Source organism: Paraburkholderia phymatum, from assembly GCF_038900715.1.
Classification (GTDB): Bacteria; Pseudomonadota; Gammaproteobacteria; order Burkholderiales; family Burkholderiaceae; genus Paraburkholderia; species Paraburkholderia phymatum_A.
In genome coordinates this window covers 17,234-37,149 of sequence record NZ_JAYMRZ010000041.1, presented here as the reverse complement: position 1 = coordinate 37,149, position 19,916 = coordinate 17,234, and the positions used below count along the sequence as shown (strand labels likewise).

Below are 19,916 nucleotides of genomic sequence, written 5' to 3'. Positions count from 1 at the left end.
CGGAGGACCCCTGCCAGCTCCGTGGTGCGACTCGCCGTCTCGCTGGAAATGCCATAGTACGCTAAGCGCAAACAGTTGCGGCGGGATTGCAGTGGTACAACGGCGCGGCAAGCGTGAAGCCATGATCATGCCGCGCGCGTTAGCGACACTGCGACTCGTTCGAAAAAACCTTCGTGTAACGAAAAGAGCGTTGTTGTACGAACCACCGTGCGGTACGCCGATTTATGCAACAACGACAGTCGAGTCTGGCGGCACTGTCTGATTCGTCGCATTCGCAACCTTAATGCTCGATTCCAGACCATAGCGAACGCTCGTTTCTCAATGAAAAGCACACAGAATTCCCGCTTACTGGACTTCTCCTGTTGGCATACTCATTGCATGGATCTTGACAAGGCAACAGCTAACCTGCGGCCGAGCGGAATTAACTTCCTGTCATTGCCAGCATGCGTTTCTGGTTCTCAAACTGGATGAAATCAAATCGCTTTTCTGAATCGATCGGAGAACAATCTTGAAAGTTTCCGAATACCTGCTTCGCTTCATTAAAAATGCTGGCATTTCCCGCGTCTTCGGGGTCCCAGGCCGCGAGAACGCGCACATATTGTTTAATGAAGTGGAAGGCATAGAGTTCGTCACGGGTCGAGTGGAGTTTAATGCCGGAGTGGCAGCTGAGTTTTCAGGCCGATGCACGCTGCGCCCACAGGTTGTTTTCTGCACGATGGGACCTGGCGCGACAAATATGGTAACAGCCGCGGCTTCGGCGCACCTCAACCATTCGCCGCTTCTAATCGTTTCCGCACAACTGGAACGAGATGACCGCCACTACAACTTGACCCACCAATGCGTGGATCAGCGCGCCATTTTCGCACCGGTCACGAAGCTTTCGTTGGAGTTGGAAAATCCCGAAGATCTTCCCGACCTTCTGCAACAGGCGTTCTCCGTCATGATGATCGACCCACCGGGCCCTGTGCATCTGAGTATTCCGGTCGATATTTATTCGATGGCCCACCCACGTTTGGTTGCCGACAGCTTCCCGGAAGTACCAACCAAGCTCTTATGGCCCCGTTCCGGTCTTAACGCGTCTAGCGTTAGAACAGTGATCGAGTACTTGCGGAAATCAGAGCGTCCAATATGCCTGATCGGCCACGAAGTGATCAGAGCGGGCGCAGAGCGCGCGCTGGTCGACTTTTGCAAGAGATGGAATATACCGATGATGGCATCTGCAAACGCCAAGGGCTTCTTATCCATGAGTGATCCCCTATACATCGGTTCGGCCAGCCCGTACATGGAAGGGATACTCGGCTATCCGACAGCGCTCGACGACGTCTTCAATGACGTCGATCTCATTCTTAACTTCGGTTATCAGTACGTCGACGATATCTTGCCGAAGATGTGGTGCCGCGGAAAACCTAAGAACGTAATTCACATTTCCGCCCATTCTGCGGAAACGATAAAGGAAAACTATCGGTTTGATTTTGCGGTGACGTCGAACGTCTTAGATGCGCTTCAGCAAATGGGTGAATATGCAGCCACCCCGAAGCAGCACTTTCCGGACGATAAGTTGAAGACAACAATACAATCCCATCGCCGACGGAGAAGTTCGTACGGGCGGCTCGATCCCATCGAGGTGGTGGAGGCCGTCAACAAGAATATCGGCGGAGGCAAGTTTATAACCGACATCGGATACTACCGTCACCATGCAATTCTTTTCAGCGATCCGACTAGAACGGGCCAATTCTTTACCGATGCTGGCCTCTCCAGCTTCGGGACCGGACTTGCAAGTGCGATAGGAGCGCAATTTGTTGATCCAGACAACTCTGTGTTCCTTATTGCAGGAGATGGCGGCTTTCACTCTGGCAGTTGCGATCTGGAAACAGTGGCCCGTCATTCGCTCCCTATCGTCATGCTGATCTTGAACAACAACGCGTTCGGGCTAATTGAGCGATATCAGCAACGAGGAGGAAACGGCGCTAACGAAGCAATCTTGAGATTCGGGAGCGTGGACTTCACAGCGCTTGCAAAGGCGAACGGCGTCGCTGGCGCACGGGCTAGCTCATTCGAAGAACTTGATACCGCTATAGCGGATCGTGATCGGAGCAAGCCGATTTTGATAGAGGTACCGCTCGAGTATGCTGAGGGAGACGAATTCAGAGAGTCGTTCTAACATTACATCCGGGCGCGGCTCTAGCACGTCCGCGGACTGCGCTCGGCCACAGACCGCGCGCTCAGATAGCCCTGCGCGCCAAAGTGCTCCCGGTTGGCCGCACTGTCGGGCGTGCGCAACGTAGTGCCGTCCATCGCCCACAGACTTAACCCCTTGAACGCATGGTGAGCCGCGTCCTGAGTCGTCCACGCCCGCGCCGTCTGCTCAAACAGCCAGGCCATCGGTGCCTCGCCGATGCGTTGGCGTGCCTGCACCACCGCACTCTTGCTGACAAATGGCGCGGCCTCGTTGGGCAAGGCCAGATCGAGACTGTCGAGCACCTCGCCAATCGACCAGTGCCGGTACATCGCCAGCGCGATTACCAGCCAGACCACCTGCTCAGCAGGCAAGCGCCGGCGCCGAATACTCGCCGCCCCCGTAGCCTGCACCGCCCGTTCGATCCATTCGTAGGGCAGATGCTCAGCCAGCCGGCTGAGGTCGGCCGGCTCTTGCGCATCGAGCAGGAAGGTCAGGTGACTGGAGAGCATCGCGCGGAAAGCTTCGCCTGGCTTTGTACTTGTTGCGTAACCACCGACGCAACCGCGCAGCGGTGTAGTTGTCGAGCGCTCGATATGCGCGTCTGTCCATGCCTACATTGAAGTAGTTCGCCCAGCCGCGCAGCGTGCGGTTCAACTTGCCCACCAGCTCCGTGGTTTCCTGCCATGCCGTCTTGAGGGCGGTGATCGCATGAATCTTCTCGACCATGCGACGAATACTCTTCTTCGACGGACGCATGCCCATACGGGCCTGCCCGGTCGTGGCCGAGCCCGTGTGGAAACCACTTTTTTGCGTTGAGGCGAATTTCCTTGGTTTGGTCGAGGGCAATTTGTAGACCCGGCGATCGTCCCGATATCGTGGGTTGTGAACCGCTCCTTCTTCCGCTGGCTGGCCTGTGTGCTCCCCTGCCGACGCTTCGCAGACATCCTCACGAACGCCTGCGCACGGCTCGGGGCCGATGTGGTTCGCTACACTTTCATCGTAATGGACTTTCACCATCCACTCCTTGCCGGTCTCCCGGCGCTCCCATTCGCTTTTTCCGCGTTCTCATACCCACTTGCCCAACAGCTTCCCTTGCGGGTCACCTGCCATAGCCGGACTGCTGGCGCGGGCGGACAGATGGGCTTACCGTGTTCCACGTAGAAGACACGAGCAGTTTAGGTTTTGCCTATTCGCCGGCAGTCGCGTTGTCCGTGTGCCCCGACAGTTAAACGAAAGCATCCGACTGCATGCCTTTTGGCCCAAGCCTTTCAGCGCCTTTGGCTTGTTTGCAGTAACGGCGTTTATCAGCAATTCGCATGTACCAACCATGCTGCCCAACCTGGCACCCCATCCGCCTCGACGCTGGCAGAAAGCACCACGCTCTTGCGAGTGAATCGCCGTTCAAAGAACGGGTTACGTTATTCCGATGGCTTCACACGAAGTCGTTACCAACTCGGCATGCACCGGTAGGTTACGATTGACGGAACAATCGGTTCCTCTTCTGGCCGAAACCAGATGGAACAATCCTCTACGCGACTTTCACGTCGCACTAACTGAACGGCATTAGGGCCTCGCGACCGTACCGCTGGCCGAGCGGCCGAGATCATCATCGATCACCTCGATGTCACGAAATCCGCGACGCTTTGCTTCTCCCACCAGCTCGTACTGGCGACGCTTGCTCTCGGGGTTCATCTGGACCTGAGTCTGGGTCGACTGTCGGACATAAACGACTGCTTTGCGCTGAAGCAGAGGCGCTGGTAGACGATCAGCGTTCGTCATCGGAGACTCCTTCCCAATGGCAACGCGTGCAGCCTGGAGCAGCAGCTTCGCAAGGTGCGTGTTGCCCTTGCGCGCTGTGCCGCGCTCATTCCCTGAAGCTCGGCGGTGTCGAACCTCAGACTCATCTGAGACAGCGTCAGTGCAGGCGGTTGTGGGCGTAGCAGTGCGCCCCTTGGCAGCTTGGCCATTGCGTTTCTCCCGGACGGTAGTGGGGCCGTCCGACGAGTGTGCTCGCAAAGGCCAGTCAACCAGCAGCCGGTCGAGTTCGCTCACCGCAACTGCGACCCGCGGCTCGGCCCAACGCCATGACAGAACAAATGACGCGATCCAGCATCCACGCAACAACACCCTCACCACGCCTGGGCTGGCCTCGACTTGCACCACGCGACCGCCGCTTCGCTCCTCGCGGGCTCTTTGCGTGCGGGGCAAAGTGCAGCCGCAATCATGAGTTTGATTCGATCAGCGCAGCTCAACAGCCATGATCCATACGTCTACCTCAAAGACGTACTGAACCGCTTGCCAACGCATCGGGCCGACGACATCGCTCAGCTACTGCCTCATCGCTGGGCGCCGATCACCGCCTGATCGCCAGCGGGCACTTCCCGGGGTGCCATTGCCGGGCGCGTACCTTCATCCGGCCTGCGGTCGTTAGCAGCTCATATTGGTGAGCGCAGATCAAATCCGCTTACCGACATACGACGCACATGCGACTCGTCTACCTCCACGCCCAACCCCGCTCTCTCCGGAAGATGCACTACCCCCTTGTGCACTCGTGCTGAAAAATCGGTTGGATCCTCGGCAAGCCGTAACGTTGACATAAAAGCGTGGCCGGCGTCGACTAGATTCCCTATGGTTACGGCGTGCTGCAATGATGCGGCTTGCGTGATGCCGAACTCAATCATCGAATTCATGTAGCAGCTAATCCCAAACGCCTGCGCCACTGCCGCAATGCGCTGGGCGCGCAAAGGGCCTCCATTTTTGCTGCTCTTAACACTAAAAACGCTGGCGGCACGGACGCTTGCGATCCGCGCCGCGTGCGAAAGTTCGGCCACCGCTTCGTCGGCCGATATCGGAAGCCTACTGTCTCTGGCTAACAACGCTGCGCCCTCCAGATCGGATTTATTCAATGGCTGTTCGACGAAGGCAAGTCGGGTGCCACTAACTCCTTTCAGGAACTCACGCGCCTCCTCGCGATTCCAGCCTTGGTTGGCGTCGGCGTTCAGCGTTATAAGGCTCCCGTAGCGCGCCTCCAGCTCAGTCACTCGTTGTATCTCGCTAGGTATCGGCGACGAGCCCATCTTCAACATAAAGGTCGAAAAACCTTGCTCGATTCGCTCTTCGATCACTCGAATGTCTTCCTTGAATGTTCCATTGCTGAGGGGCCAAAGCACCGGAAGTGACTTCCGCAGCGCCCCGCCGAGCAGCGTTGCAACAGGGACACGGAGCCGCTTACCGAGTATATCGAGCAAAGCCATCGTCACGGCGCCTTTGGCACTTAGGTGTCCCGCGAGCCGTGCGTCTAGTTCTTCATCGATGCAGCCGGGGGCGGGAGCCGAAGACGCCATGACTGCAGGCAGGAGCGTCTCCTTTAGGACGCGTGCAGCATCGCTGGACGTGCCGCCGGTATAGATATCATAAGGGTTGGCCTCACCCCAGCCCTCAACTCCATCGGCGTCCGTCAGCTTAAGCAATACGGCGCGTGTTGAAACCAGTGTTTCTTCGAACAGTTTGTACGGGGTGACAAGCGCCGCCTCAATTTCGAACGCCTCGGCTGCGACTACCCGTGCCATCGCGTTCACGTCAGATCTATCTAACATCATATTTCCCGGAAAAAGGTTGCAGACAGAAGACTAATCATCCACAGATCCGCAGGCCCTGGTGTCTTCTATCACATTAAATTACGGCACCTAGCACTTGGTATAAGTACCGGTTTCATCGCTAGGTATCCAAAGCAAGCGCGCGAAATTGAGGCGGCCCGCGCGCCAATCGGCTGATATTTCGCAAAAGATTTGGCCTAGTTGAGGCGTGGCGTACAGTTTCGACGATCTCGTCCTGCTGTACCGGAAGCACGACAGGTCGGGCCGACATCTTGAACTTCGACTCAAGCTCCTTGCCCTTCGGAATGTCTCCCGAGGTAACACCGGTGAAATGGCCGCTGTATCTGAGTCCCTCGTACTGCCTGATCGCCGTGGGGTTGGCGAGATGCTCACGGTACCAGTCTTCGGTCAGTGCATTGACAAGCCCGTTGTTGTACGTCGCTTCAATGCCCAAGCCCCGCAGTTTTTCGCGATACGTCATCAGTGCGGCCCGGATTCGCAGCGCGCCTTTGGGCAACCCCCGCTCATAGAGGATGGGGGCCGCCTCGTCGCTGACCACGACCACACTGCTGTTCGAACGCAGGTCGATTCCGCTAAGCTTTTTCATGCCGCCTCGTTCACGTAAAGTCGGTGTCGCAACCCTGAATTTTCGTCGGCCCTCTCCTATGAGAGCTGTCGAGGCCAGCTATATGATTAGCCAAGCCCACTCGACGAACCAGTTCCAAACCGTAGTGTTCCGCGTCCGCTTGTTGAAGCCGTGGAACACGCTGTTGCCCTTATGAAGCGCATGCTGGATGCGCGGACTTCCAGAAGCGGGCGCACGCCACGATCAAAGCAGGGTCGCAAAAACCATCGTGCGTGATGGGGAGTGCCGGAAACAACATTTGACAAAGATTCCTGAGCAAATCCAACTTTTCAACATGAGAACTCGATTGGAGCTTCCAAAGTCTAATTGACGGTTCGATCCGTTTTATCGGACGGTGCAGCTTGGTCCGAGTGTTCTGTTTGCCATGTTGTTTGACGAGCCCCCCGTGCAATGGGGCGGCACATCGCGGATCTTCTGGGTATAGAGCCTCCATCTCCTACGACCGCGCCGATGCTCGCGGTGACTACGCAAAACGTGCCGATGACTTGCAAAGCGCTCATCGTCTGTGCGAGTGCGACGAAGCCAATTGCCGCTGCGATCGCGGGCTCGACGCTCATCAGAACGCCGAACGCGGATGTGGTCATCCGACGCAGCGCGATCAGTTCTAGAACGTAGGGAACGAGCGGCACCAAAACCGCAAGATACGCAGCGTCGATCAGTTGTCTGCCGGGCAGGTGGCCGCCACTTTGGGCGAGTCCGAATGGAGTTGTGACGACCGCGGCCACGGCTAGGGATACGGCCAGCCCTTGCAATCCGTCGAACAGTGAGCCAATACGCTTCATCAAGAGGATGTGCGAGGCCCAGCCGAGCGCCGATCCGATCGGAAAGATCAGTGCGGCCGGCTCCGTCACCCACATGCCGTTCTGTCGCGCGAGCAGGAGCACACCCGTCGCAGCGAGCACGGGCCACACACACATCGCTGGTTTGCGTACGCCGAAGGTCGAGACTGCGAGTGGCCCAAGGAAATTGATCGCGATTGCGAGTCCGAGCGGCACACGGCGTACCGATTCGAAGAAACACAGGGTCGAGCCTGCCACGGCGCTACCAAACACAATGGCGGCAATCCAGTGCCGCCGAGAGTAGGTGTGGACAGGTGGTCGCGCGATGGCCGAAAGCACGAGCGCCGCGAAGCAAAGACGCAACCAAGATGTGCTCACGGTGCCATATTCCATCGTTGTGGATATTGACAGTGCAGCGCCGAGTTGCATACTGCACATTGATGCGACAGCAAGCAGCGGTGCGACAGCGCTCTCGAAAAGTACGAATGCGCGCGGCAGGGTGCCCTTGGGCGACTTTGCCATCAATTCGTCTCTCATGCATTCTCTCCATACGAATGACGGAATGATGCTCCGCGCACTGCCGCGCGAGTCGCGCTGCCTCGGCGAGGAACGCCGGATCTCTGCAAAATACTTCCCCGTGCCGAGCGTGATCTTGAATTCGCTTCGCAGACTCCCGATCACTTGCCTGATTTGCGCAAGTATCCATGTGCGTAGCTGCCGCAACTTGTATTGCAAATGGATGTCCGACACCGGAACCGCCAAGCCAATAATCGCGGGATCGGAGGACAGCGCGACAGCCGATTATCTGCTGTGGCCGGCCCCCATATCATCACGCTTGCATCGAGGCGTAAATCGATGATGGCCTAGATGCAAGTGCCTTCTTCTCGGCTCATTGACGGAATGCCGTCGCGATCCGGCATTTTTTCGTCGTGTCGCGGATGATCGGAGTGGACGCAGGCGCAATTCCTCCAGTCTTTGTGACCACATACGTGGCAAGGGTCGTGCCAAGCATGTAGGTTATGACCATGTGCGGTTCGCGCGGGGTTCAGGGCCGGGGCAGGCGACAAACAAGACTCCCGGCATGTCGTGAATGTCTCGTTTTGAACGATTCTGCTACTTGGTCGGCTCTGCAAAATTCAATTTGCCGAAATGGACCCGACGACGACGCAGTCTGGTGCAGACGTAAATGCACAGCTCAGCCAAGACTGCGGCGCACGAGTAAAGGTCGAGGCATGACGTTGGGACGGAAACACGACATGCGATCAAAAAGAATCCAGGGGCAAGGCCCAAGCCAACGACCGCGCGCAGCAGCCAGCGCAGGTTTTAGCCGGCCGCACGCAGCAATGAGCGCGTCACCGGCTTGCCCTTTGAGCCAACAGCGCTGTACTGCGGTCCTGATTCACATGGCGATGCTCGGCCAGTCGCCCGCCGTCGCTTCAGCAAGCGTCGCCGTTGTGTGCCGGTCAGGGTCTTGTTTTTTCACTATTGATCCGGTGTACAGCGTGTCCGTGCGGCGATTGCCAGCACCAGGTTCGCCAATCAAATCGGACGCGACGTCTCCATCACGATCAGTATTGGCATCTCGCAGTAAGGCAGGGACGGCAACATAATCGATGACCTTCTCAGATCTGCCGACCAGCAGCTCTACCACGCGAAGCGCTAAGGCCGCGACCGCGTGGCAGCCGTATAACGGTTGTTGCATTAACAAGCGAACGCATGCGTTGCATTCGATGCACAATTTCGGACTACATGACGACGTGAATGCTGCATATCAAACCGTCGCGCAGCATCCCAGTGACGGAAAAAATGGAGGGCTTCTGACGTTGGCTTCTCGCGGGCAATGAGATTAATGGCGACCTTGTCGTTTGCGAGGCCTGCCATCTGAGTGCACCTGAAGGACGATACGCGCCAGATCAAGCCCATATCGGCACCTTTACCTTCGCTGCGCATTGCTTACGATGAACGAGACGGTATGAACGCAGGCGCGACGAACCGGGCCACGCGTCGCCGATAACAACGCGCAATGATCTGCACGCCGACTTTCATGCCGACATTGCCTCGCTGCCCGGAGTCCCCGTCTTCGGGCATGCCGCATGCCGGACGCATTTCCTGCACACGCGTTTGGGCAGGAGGGGGTTTATGTGCGAATCCTGCGAGTCGTATCTCGGATACGCCGAAGTCCGTGTTACAGCCAGCCAAGCGATCTCATTTGGTAGCATACAACGCCGCTACATCGTGGCGTAGTCGGTCTATTCCGCTGAGGACGCAGTTACTCCCGTGGCAACTATCCCCGGAACGAGTCGACTTTCTTTCCCATGCCGGCGTTCACGTATGGGGAGAAGCGTGCCCGGGCATGTATCGACTGCGCAATGGCGTGCGGACAGGGGTGACGACTCCTAGCCGACCACGCGCATTGTGGTCGTTCAAGCCGCGCAAAACCAGTTATCGCTTGCCGCGCGGTGGGCCTGGGGGCGGTTGCCCTGATCTGAGGCAGCAACAGTCGTCGCGACATCACTTTGCTAGATGTCTTGCGAGCGTCATTGAAAAACCGCATGCAAGTGCGGAACGACGCGGGCGCCGGGTTCGCCTTCATGCATCAACAAGCCCAGGCTCTTCGGCCATCAGCCCACGGCGGACGCTGGAACGCACCGCAAAAATCTCAAGTGCTGCCCTCGTGTAATTCGAGCGTTTGCTCACACGGAGGAGGCATCGCCCACGGTGAGCTTCCCCGTAGCCTGGCGCCTGGACATAGCAAACGCCTCGTTTACAGCACATCCGCGATCTCCGGCGCGAGCTCAACGCACGGCGTCAGGCTGCATTCACCGCATCCTTGAACGCCTTCGCGGCCGTAAACTTCACGGTCGTCGCCGCGGAGATCATGATCGTTTCACCCGTCGCCGGATTGCGGCCCGTGCGTTCTGAACGTGCGCCCGTCGAGAATGACCCGAAACCGACAAGCTGCACCGTATGACCACACATGACGGCCTGCGTAATCGATTGCAGCACTGCATCAATGGAAGCGCCCGTATCCGCCTTGCTTTCAGTTCCTGTTCGGTCGTACTCGTCATCCTTGAGAAACGTCCGGGTGCTGACATCACCGACACCTTAGGTGATGTTCACATTTACGACCGGTCCAAATATGCAGGCAAGTGACGCAAACACGAGATAGCTGTCGGCGAGCTTGTCATATCGAGTGGATACACGGCGAAAATGTTTGATGCGATTGAAGAAACGCTCGACCAGATTGCGCGTACGGTACAGCCCACGGTCGTAGCGGCGCTTTGTCTTGCGATTCGAACGTGGCGGGATGACAACCTTCGCGTGGGTAGCCCGAATGGCTTGCACGAAGGCGTCGGAGTCATAGCCCTTGTCTGCGATAACCGCTCCCGTGCGCAAATGCTCAACCAGTTGTACCGCACACGAGATGTCGGCGACCTGCCCTTCAGTGACGATCAGGCGCAACGGACGCCCCGTCGAATCGATCGCCAGATGCAGCTTGGTGCTCAGTCCACCTCGGGAACGACCGAGAGCTTGCGGCCCACTTTTTTTGTAGCTCCGGCTGAATGCTGGTGTGCGCGAACGATCGTCGAATCGATCATGACGTGCTCGATTTCCGTGTGGCCTGCCAGTGCATTCACCACCCGTTGCCATACGCCCTTGCTTCGCCAGCGCGAGAAGCGGATGTACACCGTATGCCATCGACCGAACTCTGCAGGCAAGTCGCGCCATGGACTGCCAGTCCGGGCAATCCACAGCACCGCTTCGAGAAACCAGCGATTGTTGGATGCCGTTCGGCCGCGATCGCCTTCCTTGCCAGGCAGGATGTCCCGGATCTTCTTCCATACTTCATCGCTCAGTAACGTTCGCGCCATCCTGTCTCGCTGTACAAAAGACAGGATGTAAACCAAATTTTTAAATGTAAACAGTTGTTCATTGGGCTTCGCCCAACCCCAGGGGATGAAGCGGACGTGTGGCGACTGCTGCCCATGCCCGAGGTAACATAAGCGCGCGGCGGCGATCGAGGTCGGCCTAGGGAATGGTGCCCCGAGCCCGCTAAACAGTTGGACCCGCGGCCCTGCGCGCACCCCGGATTGTGACCGCGGACGATCACGTCCCCGAGCACGTTTACCAGACTTCGATTACGAGGGCTGCTGCCGCTGCCATCAACCCTGGCAGGAGGTCGCCATGCAGGTTCTCTACCCCGGCTGCGCTGGACTCGACGTGCACAAGGACACCATTGTGGCCTGCGTGCGCTGCGTGTCCGCCCCGCAGCATCGCGAAGTACGCAGCGTCGCTGCCACCACGACCGGACTGCTCGCGCTCGGCGACTGGCTTGCCTCGTATGGTGGTTCAAGGCGACATTGCCGGGCGCTTACCGAACGGCTGCAGCCAAAGAGTCTCTTTCCATGAACGGTCGAACGACGTACTACGGCGCATCTCGTGAGCCATTCCTCTTCGTGCGCTCTTCATTGGCGAAAGCGCTGCACCATTCACACAACTAACGATCTGTGCCTCGCCGCGGTACCTTCGCTTCGCCACCAACCACCGGCACGAAAGGTTCGTGCGCGACGAAAGCGAAATGCGCTAGGGGCTGGTAAGAAGCGCTCATGATGAAGCAGCCGGCTGCGGGTGGTAGCCGAGATCGGCAAGCCGCTTGAGCAGGCGTTGGATGGTTTTTCCGGTGTCGAGCCGACAGAAGTAGTCGGCGCCGAGGTCTGCATAGACAACGCCGTCGGAGAGCATGTGCCACACGGCGGTGAGCAGGGAAGCGGCAACAGCGAGGATGGCTTTCTTGGGGCCGCGTCTTGCCTTGATGCGCAGGAATTGGGCATGCAGATAGGTGCTTTTCACGCGGACGGCAGCCCATGCGGCGGTAACGAGGGCGGTTTTCAGCCATGTGCCGCTTTTGCGCACGCGGGTGCTGCGGCGTTTGCCGGCGCTCTCATCGTTGCGCGGACAGAGGCCCGCCCAGGAGATGAGGTGGGCCGCATCGGGGAAGCGCGTCATATCGGCGCCGACCTCGGCCAGGATGACCTGAGCGGTCACGTCACTGACCCCGGGGATGGTGGTCAGCAGGCGAACGCACTGCCGGCTCGGCGCCAGCGCCTTTCCCAGGGTAGCGTCCAGTTCAGCGAGCGTGTGCTGCAGCGCCTGGATGACGTCCAGGTGAAGCTTGAGTAGTGTGCGGTGATGGGCGGTAATGCGTCCGCGCAATGCCTCGCGCAGTTCGGGCGTCTTCTTGCGCGCGTCGCCCTGCGCGAGAGCAGCGAGACGGTCGGGATTGTCTTCACCGGCGACGATGGCATCGAGCATGGCGCGACCACTGCAGCCGAGCACGTTCGAGAGCACGCTGCCAAGCTTGAGATTGGCGTCCTCGAGCACCTTCTGGATGCGCAGGCTGTGCTGGGAGATCTCGCGTACGAGTTGCTTGCGCGTACGCGTGAGATCGCGTAACTGCTGCGTCACGGCGGGTGGCACGAAGCTGGCGCGGATCAGGCCATGCGCGAGCAGATCGGCAATCCACGTCGCGTCGCCAGCGTGTTAGGGAAGCGACGATCGTGTCCACCAATTCTTTAAATGGACACGTGTACGCTATGGACGAAAATGAAGCGATTTCGGAAGTGGTGCAGCCGACACGGCGACGCCGCCACAGCAAGGAGTTCAAGGAGAAGGTGATCCGTGCGGCGATGCAGCCGAACGTGTCGATTGCCGCAGTCGCGCTGCATTACCAATTGAATGCGAATTTGCTGCGTCGATGGGTGGCCGCGCAGGAGGAACAGGACGCCGCGCGGGAGGCTTGCCAGTCGATGAGCGTGCCGCTGGCGGAGTTTGTTCCACTGCAAGTGGAGGCGCCGGGCGCGGCAGTCGCTTCGACGGAGATCCAGATCGAGGCGCGCCGCGGGGCGGCGACCGTGACGGTACGCTGGCCGCTATGCGCGGCGGCCGATTGCGCAGCCTGGTTGCAAGGGTGGCTGCGATGATCCGTATCGACGCGATCTGGTTGGCGACCGAGCCCATCGATATGCGTGCGGGCATCGACACGATCCTCGCGCGTGTCGTGAAGGTGTTCGGCGCGGCGCGACCGCACCACGCCTATCTGTTTGCCAATAAGCACTCGACGCGTATAAAGGTGCTCGTGTATGACGGGTTCGGTATCTGGCTGGCCGCGCGTCGCCTGAACAAGGGGCGGTTCATCGGGACGAATGGAGACCAGGCGGTCGCCACCGCGCTGAATCCCGAGCAGCTGCGAGCGCTGGTCACGGGGCTACCCTGGCAGACGCTCACACACGATCACGCGATCACGGTCGTGTAATACCCCCAAAGCCGTAAACTGGCTTGCTTCCGCCGGGGTTGGGGTTCTGGCAGACTGGCTGCATGAACCTGCCCGCCAACCTCGACGCTCTGAGCCCCGAAGAACTGCGCACACTGGCTGCGCAATTGATGGCTCAGGTCGGCGAGAACGAACGGGACCTGCGCTACCGGCAGACGCGCATCGACCAGCTCACACACGAGATTGCCGTGCTCAGGCGCCTGCATTTCGGCAAGCGCAGCGAGCAACTCAACGTCGAGCTGTGGCGCGACAATCCGGATGAGAGGCTCTCATCTTGTTTGACGCGCGGCAACGATGTGTCGCGCGCCACGTTCGAGACACGTCAACAGGCCGTGTTGCGCTACACAGCCGAAGAGTCGGTCAAGGCAATCGAGCGATCAACTGGGATCAATCGCCGGCAACTGTACCGATGGCTCGAGCGAGCCCAGACACCACACCCTGATGGACGTCCCTTCGGCTTTCGGGCGCTCATTCGCTATTTGCGCATTGCGGACTATGAGCGGGTGCGCGACGTACAAGTGCGAGGCGAGCGCGGCAGCCGGGGTGCCGCTGGTGCATTGACGCAGCTGTTCGAGCGTTACCCTGAGTTGACTGGATGGCTTCTGCTTCAGGTCAAACAGCGCAGGGTGCTGCTCGAACAGAGGCATACGGATGGACAACTGCACACGCGTCTGCGTGGTTTGCAATCGATACACGATGAATTCCTGCGCCGATGTCGATCATTGGGATAACGGCGGCCGATTATCCATTCAATACCGGCGACCATGCGGTTCGCTCGCTGTCCCGACGGTTGAAGGCGGAACTGCTTCGCACGTTTGGCACGGCGGCACGCTCGACCGGCGCCTCGCGACTTAAGGGCTTGCCTCGGCTCGACGGCGCGGATGCGCCTGCGACGCTCCGGCCCTATCAGGTCGTTGAATTTGATGGTCACCGGCTCGATATCAGGCTCAAGGTTGTTGTGCGGGATCCGCTCGGATTCGCGCACGAATTCGAGATGGAACGGGTATGGCTCCTGGTAATCATCGATGTGTGCACGCGTGCCGTACTCGGAATTCACATAGCATTAGCGCGCGAGTACAGCCGCTATGACGTCGTCAAGACAATCGAGAATGCACTCGACCCCATCGTGCGCGGTTGTTCACCATCGCAGGGCTTGGGTATGGACCACAGGACGGTTTTCCGTCGGGGCGCTTGCCCGAACTGGGGTACGTCACGTGGGAGTGGATCAAGCTCGACAACGCAAAAGCCAATCTCGCAAGGGAAACACTGAATTCGTTGTGCGAGTTTGTGGGTTGTGTCGCCGATGCCGGACCGAAGTACAGCCCCGATGAGCGGCCCTATATTGAGAGGTTTTTTGGGACCATCGCCAGCCGCCTCTCATCGCGTTTGCCTGGCTATACGGGTGCTCATCCTCGCGATCTGCGTCGGGCACTCGCAGATCCGAAGGGCAATCTGAGGCTCTACGTCTCACTCGACGAACTGTCGGAACTGGTTGAGTACAGCATTTCCCGCTACAACGGCACACCGCACGCCGGCCTTAACAACGCAACGCCACTCGAAGCGATGGAGTATTTCGTGCGCGGCAAACAGACGCTTGTGAGATGGCTGGCCCAGGCGCGTCGCCAGACGCTCTGCCTGATGCAATCGGCCCGACGATGCCGGGTGCGCGCCTATCTCTCTCAAGGCGTGCGTCCGCATATCAACCTGCATGGTGTGCGCTACACGAGCAGGATGCTCGCCGCAGGTACGCATCTGATCGGCGAGTATCTGCTGGTCTACATGAACGCTGACGATTTGCGCTCAGTACGCGCCTTCGTGACAAATGGCGAGGAACTCGGTGTCCTCGAGGCGCAAGGGGCGTGGGCCGTGGTGCCGCACAATCTCAAGCTGCGTCAGGAGATTCTCAAGCAATCTGGCAAGCGCCGACGCCATATTGCTTCGATCGATCCCAATCCAATCGAGGCCTACGTCCAGCAAAAGCTCACGCAGGCGAGGAAGACCCGGAAAGCAGCGACGGATCTCGCCAATGTTACGCGGATTCTGACGTGGCTCCGACGGTACGCACGCCTGTGGGGCCGAAACGTCGGGTCGAGGCAGAGACTGCGACAACAATCGCCGCGCCAATCCCGGGCACACAACCGGCGACGGACATCGATTTCGCGCCACGGCTATCGGTGCGGCCACGCAAGCTCTCCATCGGTACCGGACAGGTTTTCTGATTTCGTCGCTCACGCCAGGAGGTGCATCATGTCGCTCGAAGTGCCGCGTCCGATTGATCCTTCGCTGCATCCGCTCGTCACGGGCAATTACCGCCTGGCGACGCCCGCGATCGAAGCGCTCTACGAGCTTGTCACCCGCTGCCTGCGCTATCGGATCCCGGGCGCACTTATCTATGGACCGCCGCGCATTGGCAAAACCCGCGCGATCGAGTATGTGCGGCTCCTGCTAGCGCGTCAGCACCCGAGGATGTCCAGCTACCATGCACAGTGCGAGCACAAGCCGCGGCACGCGGAAGGCCCATTCTTCGCCAATCTGCTGGAGGCCGTCGGTGATCATGCTCCGCACGCGGGTACAAGCGCCGCAAAGCGAAGTCGCCTCTCGCTGCGTATCCGAGAGGCCGCGGCCCGCTCCGGGAGCGGCACCGTACTCCTCTTCTGTGACGAGAGCCAACTTAGGTGCGAAATTTGTTTGTATGTATGGCCCGCTCTACGTCACCACAAACGGCGCCACGTTCATGAACTCATCGCCGTTTCTCACGAGCGCCCTTCGCTTGTTCCTCCTCGGCTAGTTGACTACGCGTCCGCTGCAACTCGGCACGCAGTTCAATCAAAAGATAGACCAGCGCTCGATTTTTGCGCACTTCCTCCCGCAGTTCCATCCGAAGCTTCTTAAGCCTTTCCGATAGATCAGCGCTGTGGGGCCGCCGTTGTCCTTTGCCGCGAGCAGATTGAAGGCTGGCAACTAATTCGCGATGAGACGTGTAGAGGTTCGCACGACTTACCCCAGCGAGCCGGCTTAGTTCGCTCACTGTAATTCGGGCACGCGGGTTTTCACATCGGGCGATTTTTAGCGCCGCATCAATGCGCTCACGGACCGACAGTTGCGTTTTCTTGTTCACGACTGGGACATCACTTTCGTTGCCTTACCCGCGACGAGACCGGCAAGAATCTCCTTCGAGTGGTTCAGCCGCTTCTTGACGAGCATTTGCGTTTGCTCAGGAAGACCTTCCTGTTTAAGAAACGCCTCTTCGCGCATGACCCGATCGTTCCACCACGCTTGATGCTCTGTCGTCACGACGAAGTTCGCGCACGTTGCACAGACATCCGGCGCTCTGAGGACTTCGTTGGGGCCGATTGCGTCGCCACGACAAGCTGAATGACTTTCGGAATACACACAGTAACCCCAGTCGCACGGTGCGAGCTTTATACCCCGATTAATCAGATTGTCGACCAGCGTCTGGGGAGCAGCTTTCCCGGTGAAGGAGGGATCCCTCTGGTATTGACGTCGGAATTCATTGATCCGCTCCGCAGCCTTGCCACCCATTCGGCTGCTTTGCATCAGACTGGTCAGCGTGTGGGCGAGATCATCACGGTCTTCCTGCTCCAGCAGCTGGCTGAGCTGGAAATCTGCCCCGACGTAGACACCGTCCGTGAATTCTCGGTAGGCGTGACCGTAGTGGAGAGACAAGGCCTCGAGCACCCGCTTGTCCCGTTTCACGACGAACTTCGCAAACGTCTTTCGAGCAGCGTGTGGGTGCAGCCGCGGAGTGACGGGCCTCTCCGCCCGGAAAGGCAAATCGGCGAACGCTTGCATCAGCCTAATAGGAGCGGTCACGCCCATCCGGTGGGCTGAAGTGCCCTGAGCGGAGATCAGCGCGGTCGATGACCGTGCCAGAAACAAAGCGCGGCTCCCAGTAGCCGTGCGGCATGGCGCGAACGTGTCACGCAGCCACTCGATCACCTCTGGAATGGGGTCGCCTGCAACCCATCGCCGGCGCTGTCCGCCGGCTTTGGCAGCTATCCCGTTCAGGTATGAGACGGACACGCCGGCCCGATTCCTCTCCGCCTCGAGGCAGTCCACATCAAGTCGGACCAACTCTTGCACACGCATCCCCACCATGAACAGCAGTACGATCACGGCTGCTCCGAGGGAAACGGTCATGGCTCGACACATGATGTTGTTCGGCCGGGCACGCTTCATTTGCAGTGCACTTGCGAGATCGCTGAGAAGCGAATCCCATTGTGCCTCCTTGTAGAGAGCCTGAATCCTCGGCTGCCGAGCCTTCTGGGGAAGCGACGCATTGATGATTCTGGCGTCCCACAGATCCCCAGCTACTCGTGTCATCAGCGGGCCGAAACGGGTCAGCCATTCGATGGCGTCATTGATCAGCGGAAGCGCCGCCTCTTCGGGGACTGCCTTGAATGGCCGATCGTCCCTGCTTGCCAGCAACTCGACATCCGGCTCGATCAATCCCGGATTTACGTGCAGCGAATCACTGTATCTGGTCCTCAGTTCCCACATCCTGTAATACAGCCGCACGTAGCCACGCACCGTCGATGTAGCGGCACCGCCGGGACCGTGTCGTTCACGCCTGGTTTTCAGGAACATCAAAAGGTGTCGCGTGTCGAGCTCGGAGAAGCTCCACCGCCCCTCGGACGCCATCCAGGCTGCGAGATAACGAAGCTGCTTGCACCATAGCAAGACTGTCGAGTGGCCCAAATGGGATCTCCCTTTGGTAACCGGATACTCGATCATTGCTTCGAGCAGCTCCTTCAGGCTTTTCAGCAACTTCGTCCTCTGGCCTGGCGTGCCGCCTTCCGGCAGCATCCTGCGCCAATCAATAACGGCAGGTTCTTTCTCGTACAGCGCCGATGTGGTCAAGTACCACTGGTGCCGCATTTTCCGATGTATCAATTGTGGGGTCATGGGCTATTCAATCCATGGCAGACGGTTCGTATCGACCAATTGACGCGCGCGTTCGACGACCGCCTCGCTCAGGATGGGCATGATTTCCTGATCAATGATCGCTTGCACCGGGCCATACATCACTTCGAATCTCATCGTCCATCCCTCACGAATCGGCCGTTGTCGTGCCTGCCTCAATGCTTCTGCTGCCGAAAGCAACTTCGCCACGACGCATACATCATCAACCGGAATTAAGGCTCCCGGACAGGTGGCGCACCGAAAGAACTGAAGGCACATCCGGCCAGGCTCACTTCCCGGCGCCAATCCGGCAAAAGGATCCTTACATCCGAATCCGAAGACCGTCTCCATCGGCTCGCCGTCCAACTCGCGTCGCCCAATCGCCCGAGCCCCAGGTGCCCCACTCGTGCGTCGACTTTCCCGGACAAGAACGCCCTGGAACTTCAGGATCGTCTGCTCGTGTTCCTCCCTCAAATCGCTAGCTGGCGTATAGCCCTGCGTGGTAATTTCGCTTGCATGATTGAGGCGCACCTTCGCCGCACGAATGGACAGACCTGCCGCGTGATGCAACTTCGCGCCGGCGCGGCGTAAGCCACGCAACTGGAAATTCGCGAGGCCGTGCCGCTCCCGAAATGCGACCAGGCAGCGGTGAATCGTCTGCCAACTTGGCACACCTCTCTTTCCCTTTTTGCCTCGAGCCAGAAATACCAGCGCTTCCTCTCCCGGCCTGTCTGTCGACACAAGCCCATGGTTGATGGCACATACTCGTCTGACCAGATTAGGTGCGCTCCACGCACGGCCCTTTGGAAAGTCGACGCTCTGTTCACTCGCCGCTCGCGGCTTGTCCCAAACGATGCGCTCGAGATCTGCGCGTACCGCATGGGGTTCGATGCAGGTTCGTTTGAGCAAACGCAGAGCCTGCGGGTTCGCGCTGGATTGAATCAGAATTGCTAGGTAATAAGGGAATATGTCGCTAGCGTTTGGATAGAGGCAATTGTTGAAGTATGTCAGCCCACCAAGCGCGTCAATTTGCGCCAGCGTGATCCACCCGCGTGGCACGCTCAAAATTTTTGCGCGAGAGGGGATTTCGCCATTTCCAATATCCACCAGTTCCTGGATGACCTGTCGAATCTGCTCATCTTGAGGGCCTTCGGTGCTTCCGGCCAGGAGCAAGGACATATGAGCCAAACGAGCTTCCGTCTGCTCAATGTCCGTGTAGCAGCACCTAAGAATCGCCTTGATCTCGGGCTCGCCCACGGTTTCCTTGGGCTTTATGGCCGACCGCAGGAACTGGGAGGGTAGGATGGCCGCGCGCGAATCGACAATATTTCTCGCATTTCGCATGCACCATCTGAGCAGACGGCAGACCGAGTTCATGCAACCTTGTGCGCTCGTGGAGCAGTAGCGGGATTTCTCCAGCCAGCGGCTAAGATTCCTAATGCAGGTAGCTGGTAGCGGCCGC

Annotated in this window: 12 protein-coding genes and 8 pseudogenes; 8 read left to right on the top strand and 12 right to left on the bottom strand. The window is 58.8% G+C overall.

Going from position 1 to position 19,916, the window contains the following annotated elements:
* The first annotated feature begins 508 nt into the window (after nucleotides 1-508).
* Complete coding sequence (locus VSR68_RS40475) at nucleotides 509-2,161, top strand: thiamine pyrophosphate-binding protein (RefSeq protein ID WP_342945062.1); 1,653 nt, start codon at nucleotides 509-511, stop codon at nucleotides 2,159-2,161.
* 53 nt (nucleotides 2,162-2,214) lie between these two features.
* On the opposite strand, the pseudogene VSR68_RS40470 reads toward VSR68_RS40475, so the two are convergent.
* From VSR68_RS40470 to VSR68_RS40460, 3 genes and pseudogenes are all read right to left on the bottom strand, one after another.
* A pseudogene (locus VSR68_RS40470) lies at nucleotides 2,215-2,688 on the bottom strand (transposase domain-containing protein); the annotation flags it as partial.
* Nucleotides 2,621-3,196: a group II intron maturase-specific domain-containing protein gene (locus tag VSR68_RS40465; protein WP_342945061.1), complete on the bottom strand. Its 576-nt coding sequence runs from the start codon at nucleotides 3,194-3,196 to the stop codon at nucleotides 2,621-2,623. The gene VSR68_RS40465 and the pseudogene VSR68_RS40470, both read right to left, overlap by 68 nt.
* A 546-nt stretch (nucleotides 3,197-3,742) precedes the next feature.
* A complete protein-coding gene (locus VSR68_RS40460) occupies nucleotides 3,743-3,958 on the bottom strand; it encodes a hypothetical protein (RefSeq protein WP_342945060.1) in 216 nt (71 codons plus the stop codon).
* A 399-nt stretch (nucleotides 3,959-4,357) separates the two neighbouring features.
* Here VSR68_RS40460 and VSR68_RS40455 point away from each other — a divergent pair.
* A pseudogene (locus tag VSR68_RS40455) lies at nucleotides 4,358-4,543 on the top strand (transposase domain-containing protein); the annotation flags it as partial.
* A 71-nt stretch (nucleotides 4,544-4,614) separates the two neighbouring features.
* Here VSR68_RS40455 and VSR68_RS40450 read toward each other — a convergent pair.
* The 6 genes and pseudogenes from VSR68_RS40450 to VSR68_RS40425 all read right to left on the bottom strand — a co-directional run bounded on the left by VSR68_RS40450 (nucleotide 4,615) and on the right by VSR68_RS40425 (nucleotide 11,072).
* On the bottom strand, nucleotides 4,615-5,748 hold the full coding sequence (locus VSR68_RS40450) for an enolase C-terminal domain-like protein (protein ID WP_342945059.1): 1,134 nt from the start codon (nucleotides 5,746-5,748) through the stop codon (nucleotides 4,615-4,617).
* 148 nt (nucleotides 5,749-5,896) lie between these two features.
* Entirely contained in the window at nucleotides 5,897-6,382 is a 486-nt protein-coding gene (locus tag VSR68_RS40445) for a hypothetical protein (RefSeq protein ID WP_342945058.1), read from the bottom strand.
* A 341-nt stretch (nucleotides 6,383-6,723) separates the two neighbouring features.
* Nucleotides 6,724-7,737, bottom strand: coding sequence for an EamA family transporter (locus tag VSR68_RS40440; RefSeq protein ID WP_342945057.1), 1,014 nt, complete (start codon nucleotides 7,735-7,737; stop codon nucleotides 6,724-6,726).
* Nucleotides 7,738-8,599: 862 nt separating this feature from the next.
* Complete coding sequence (locus tag VSR68_RS40435; protein ID WP_342945056.1) at nucleotides 8,600-8,902, bottom strand: hypothetical protein; 303 nt, start codon at nucleotides 8,900-8,902, stop codon at nucleotides 8,600-8,602.
* Nucleotides 8,903-10,008: 1,106 nt separating this feature from the next.
* Nucleotides 10,009-10,254 (bottom strand): annotated as a pseudogene (locus tag VSR68_RS40430) (HU family DNA-binding protein); the annotation flags it as partial.
* Between the two features lie 51 nt (nucleotides 10,255-10,305).
* A protein-coding gene (locus VSR68_RS40425; protein ID WP_085965141.1) for an IS5 family transposase occupies nucleotides 10,306-11,072 on the bottom strand; the annotation gives its coding sequence in 2 pieces (ribosomal slippage) (nucleotides 10,306-10,742 and nucleotides 10,742-11,072; 768 coding nt in all).
* Nucleotides 11,073-11,385: 313 nt separating this feature from the next.
* On the opposite strand from VSR68_RS40425, the pseudogene VSR68_RS40420 reads away from it, so the two are divergent.
* Nucleotides 11,386-11,544, top strand: a pseudogene (locus VSR68_RS40420) (IS110 family transposase); the annotation flags it as partial.
* A 261-nt stretch (nucleotides 11,545-11,805) separates the two neighbouring features.
* On the opposite strand, the pseudogene VSR68_RS40415 reads toward VSR68_RS40420, so the two are convergent.
* Nucleotides 11,806-12,732: pseudogene (locus tag VSR68_RS40415) on the bottom strand (IS110 family transposase); the annotation flags it as partial.
* Nucleotides 12,733-12,821: 89 nt separating this feature from the next.
* Here VSR68_RS40415 and VSR68_RS40410 point away from each other — a divergent pair.
* From VSR68_RS40410 to VSR68_RS40390, 5 genes and pseudogenes are all read left to right on the top strand, one after another.
* The gene (locus VSR68_RS40410; RefSeq protein ID WP_342945054.1) at nucleotides 12,822-13,181 is read left to right on the top strand and encodes a transposase; all 360 of its coding nucleotides are present in this window, start codon (nucleotides 12,822-12,824) and stop codon (nucleotides 13,179-13,181) included.
* Nucleotides 13,178-13,513, top strand: a complete 336-nt coding sequence (gene tnpB, locus VSR68_RS40405) for an IS66 family insertion sequence element accessory protein TnpB (protein WP_342945053.1) — start codon at nucleotides 13,178-13,180, stop codon at nucleotides 13,511-13,513. Before VSR68_RS40410 ends, tnpB begins: the two co-directional genes overlap by 4 nt.
* A gap of 62 nt (nucleotides 13,514-13,575) precedes the next feature.
* Nucleotides 13,576-13,770, top strand: a pseudogene (locus VSR68_RS40400) (IS66 family transposase); the annotation flags it as partial.
* 39 nt (nucleotides 13,771-13,809) lie between these two features.
* Nucleotides 13,810-15,750 (top strand): annotated as a pseudogene (locus VSR68_RS40395) (integrase).
* Between the two features lie 28 nt (nucleotides 15,751-15,778).
* Nucleotides 15,779-16,201: pseudogene (locus VSR68_RS40390) on the top strand (TniB family NTP-binding protein); the annotation flags it as partial.
* A gap of 444 nt (nucleotides 16,202-16,645) precedes the next feature.
* On the opposite strand, the gene VSR68_RS40385 reads toward VSR68_RS40390, so the two are convergent.
* Both VSR68_RS40385 and VSR68_RS40380 read right to left on the bottom strand, forming a co-directional pair.
* Nucleotides 16,646-18,457 (bottom strand): tyrosine-type recombinase/integrase, encoded by a 1,812-nt coding sequence (locus VSR68_RS40385; RefSeq protein ID WP_342945052.1) that lies wholly within the window; start codon nucleotides 18,455-18,457, stop codon nucleotides 16,646-16,648.
* Between the two features lie 3 nt (nucleotides 18,458-18,460).
* Nucleotides 18,461-19,831: a hypothetical protein gene (locus VSR68_RS40380; protein WP_342945051.1), complete on the bottom strand. Its 1,371-nt coding sequence runs from the start codon at nucleotides 19,829-19,831 to the stop codon at nucleotides 18,461-18,463.
* Nucleotides 19,832-19,916: the final 85 nt, after the last annotated feature.

What these genes read in the sequence shown, in the direction of transcription:
- VSR68_RS40465 (WP_342945061.1), bottom strand. Translation starts at nt 3,196, where the DNA reads ATGGTGAAAGTCCATTACGATGAAAGTGTAGCGAACCACATCGGCCCC.
- VSR68_RS40460 (WP_342945060.1), bottom strand. Translation starts at nt 3,958, where the DNA reads ATGACGAACGCTGATCGTCTACCAGCGCCTCTGCTTCAGCGCAAAGCA.
- VSR68_RS40450 (WP_342945059.1), bottom strand. Translation starts at nt 5,748, where the DNA reads ATGGCACGGGTAGTCGCAGCCGAGGCGTTCGAAATTGAGGCGGCGCTT.
- VSR68_RS40445 (WP_342945058.1), bottom strand. Translation starts at nt 6,382, where the DNA reads ATGAAAAAGCTTAGCGGAATCGACCTGCGTTCGAACAGCAGTGTGGTC.
- VSR68_RS40440 (WP_342945057.1), bottom strand. Translation starts at nt 7,737, where the DNA reads ATGAGAGACGAATTGATGGCAAAGTCGCCCAAGGGCACCCTGCCGCGC.
- VSR68_RS40435 (WP_342945056.1), bottom strand. Translation starts at nt 8,902, where the DNA reads ATGCAACAACCGTTATACGGCTGCCACGCGGTCGCGGCCTTAGCGCTT.
- tnpB (WP_342945053.1), top strand. Translation starts at nt 13,178, where the DNA reads ATGATCCGTATCGACGCGATCTGGTTGGCGACCGAGCCCATCGATATG.
- VSR68_RS40385 (WP_342945052.1), bottom strand. Translation starts at nt 18,457, where the DNA reads ATGACCCCACAATTGATACATCGGAAAATGCGGCACCAGTGGTACTTG.
- VSR68_RS40380 (WP_342945051.1), bottom strand. Translation starts at nt 19,831, where the DNA reads ATGAACTCGGTCTGCCGTCTGCTCAGATGGTGCATGCGAAATGCGAGA.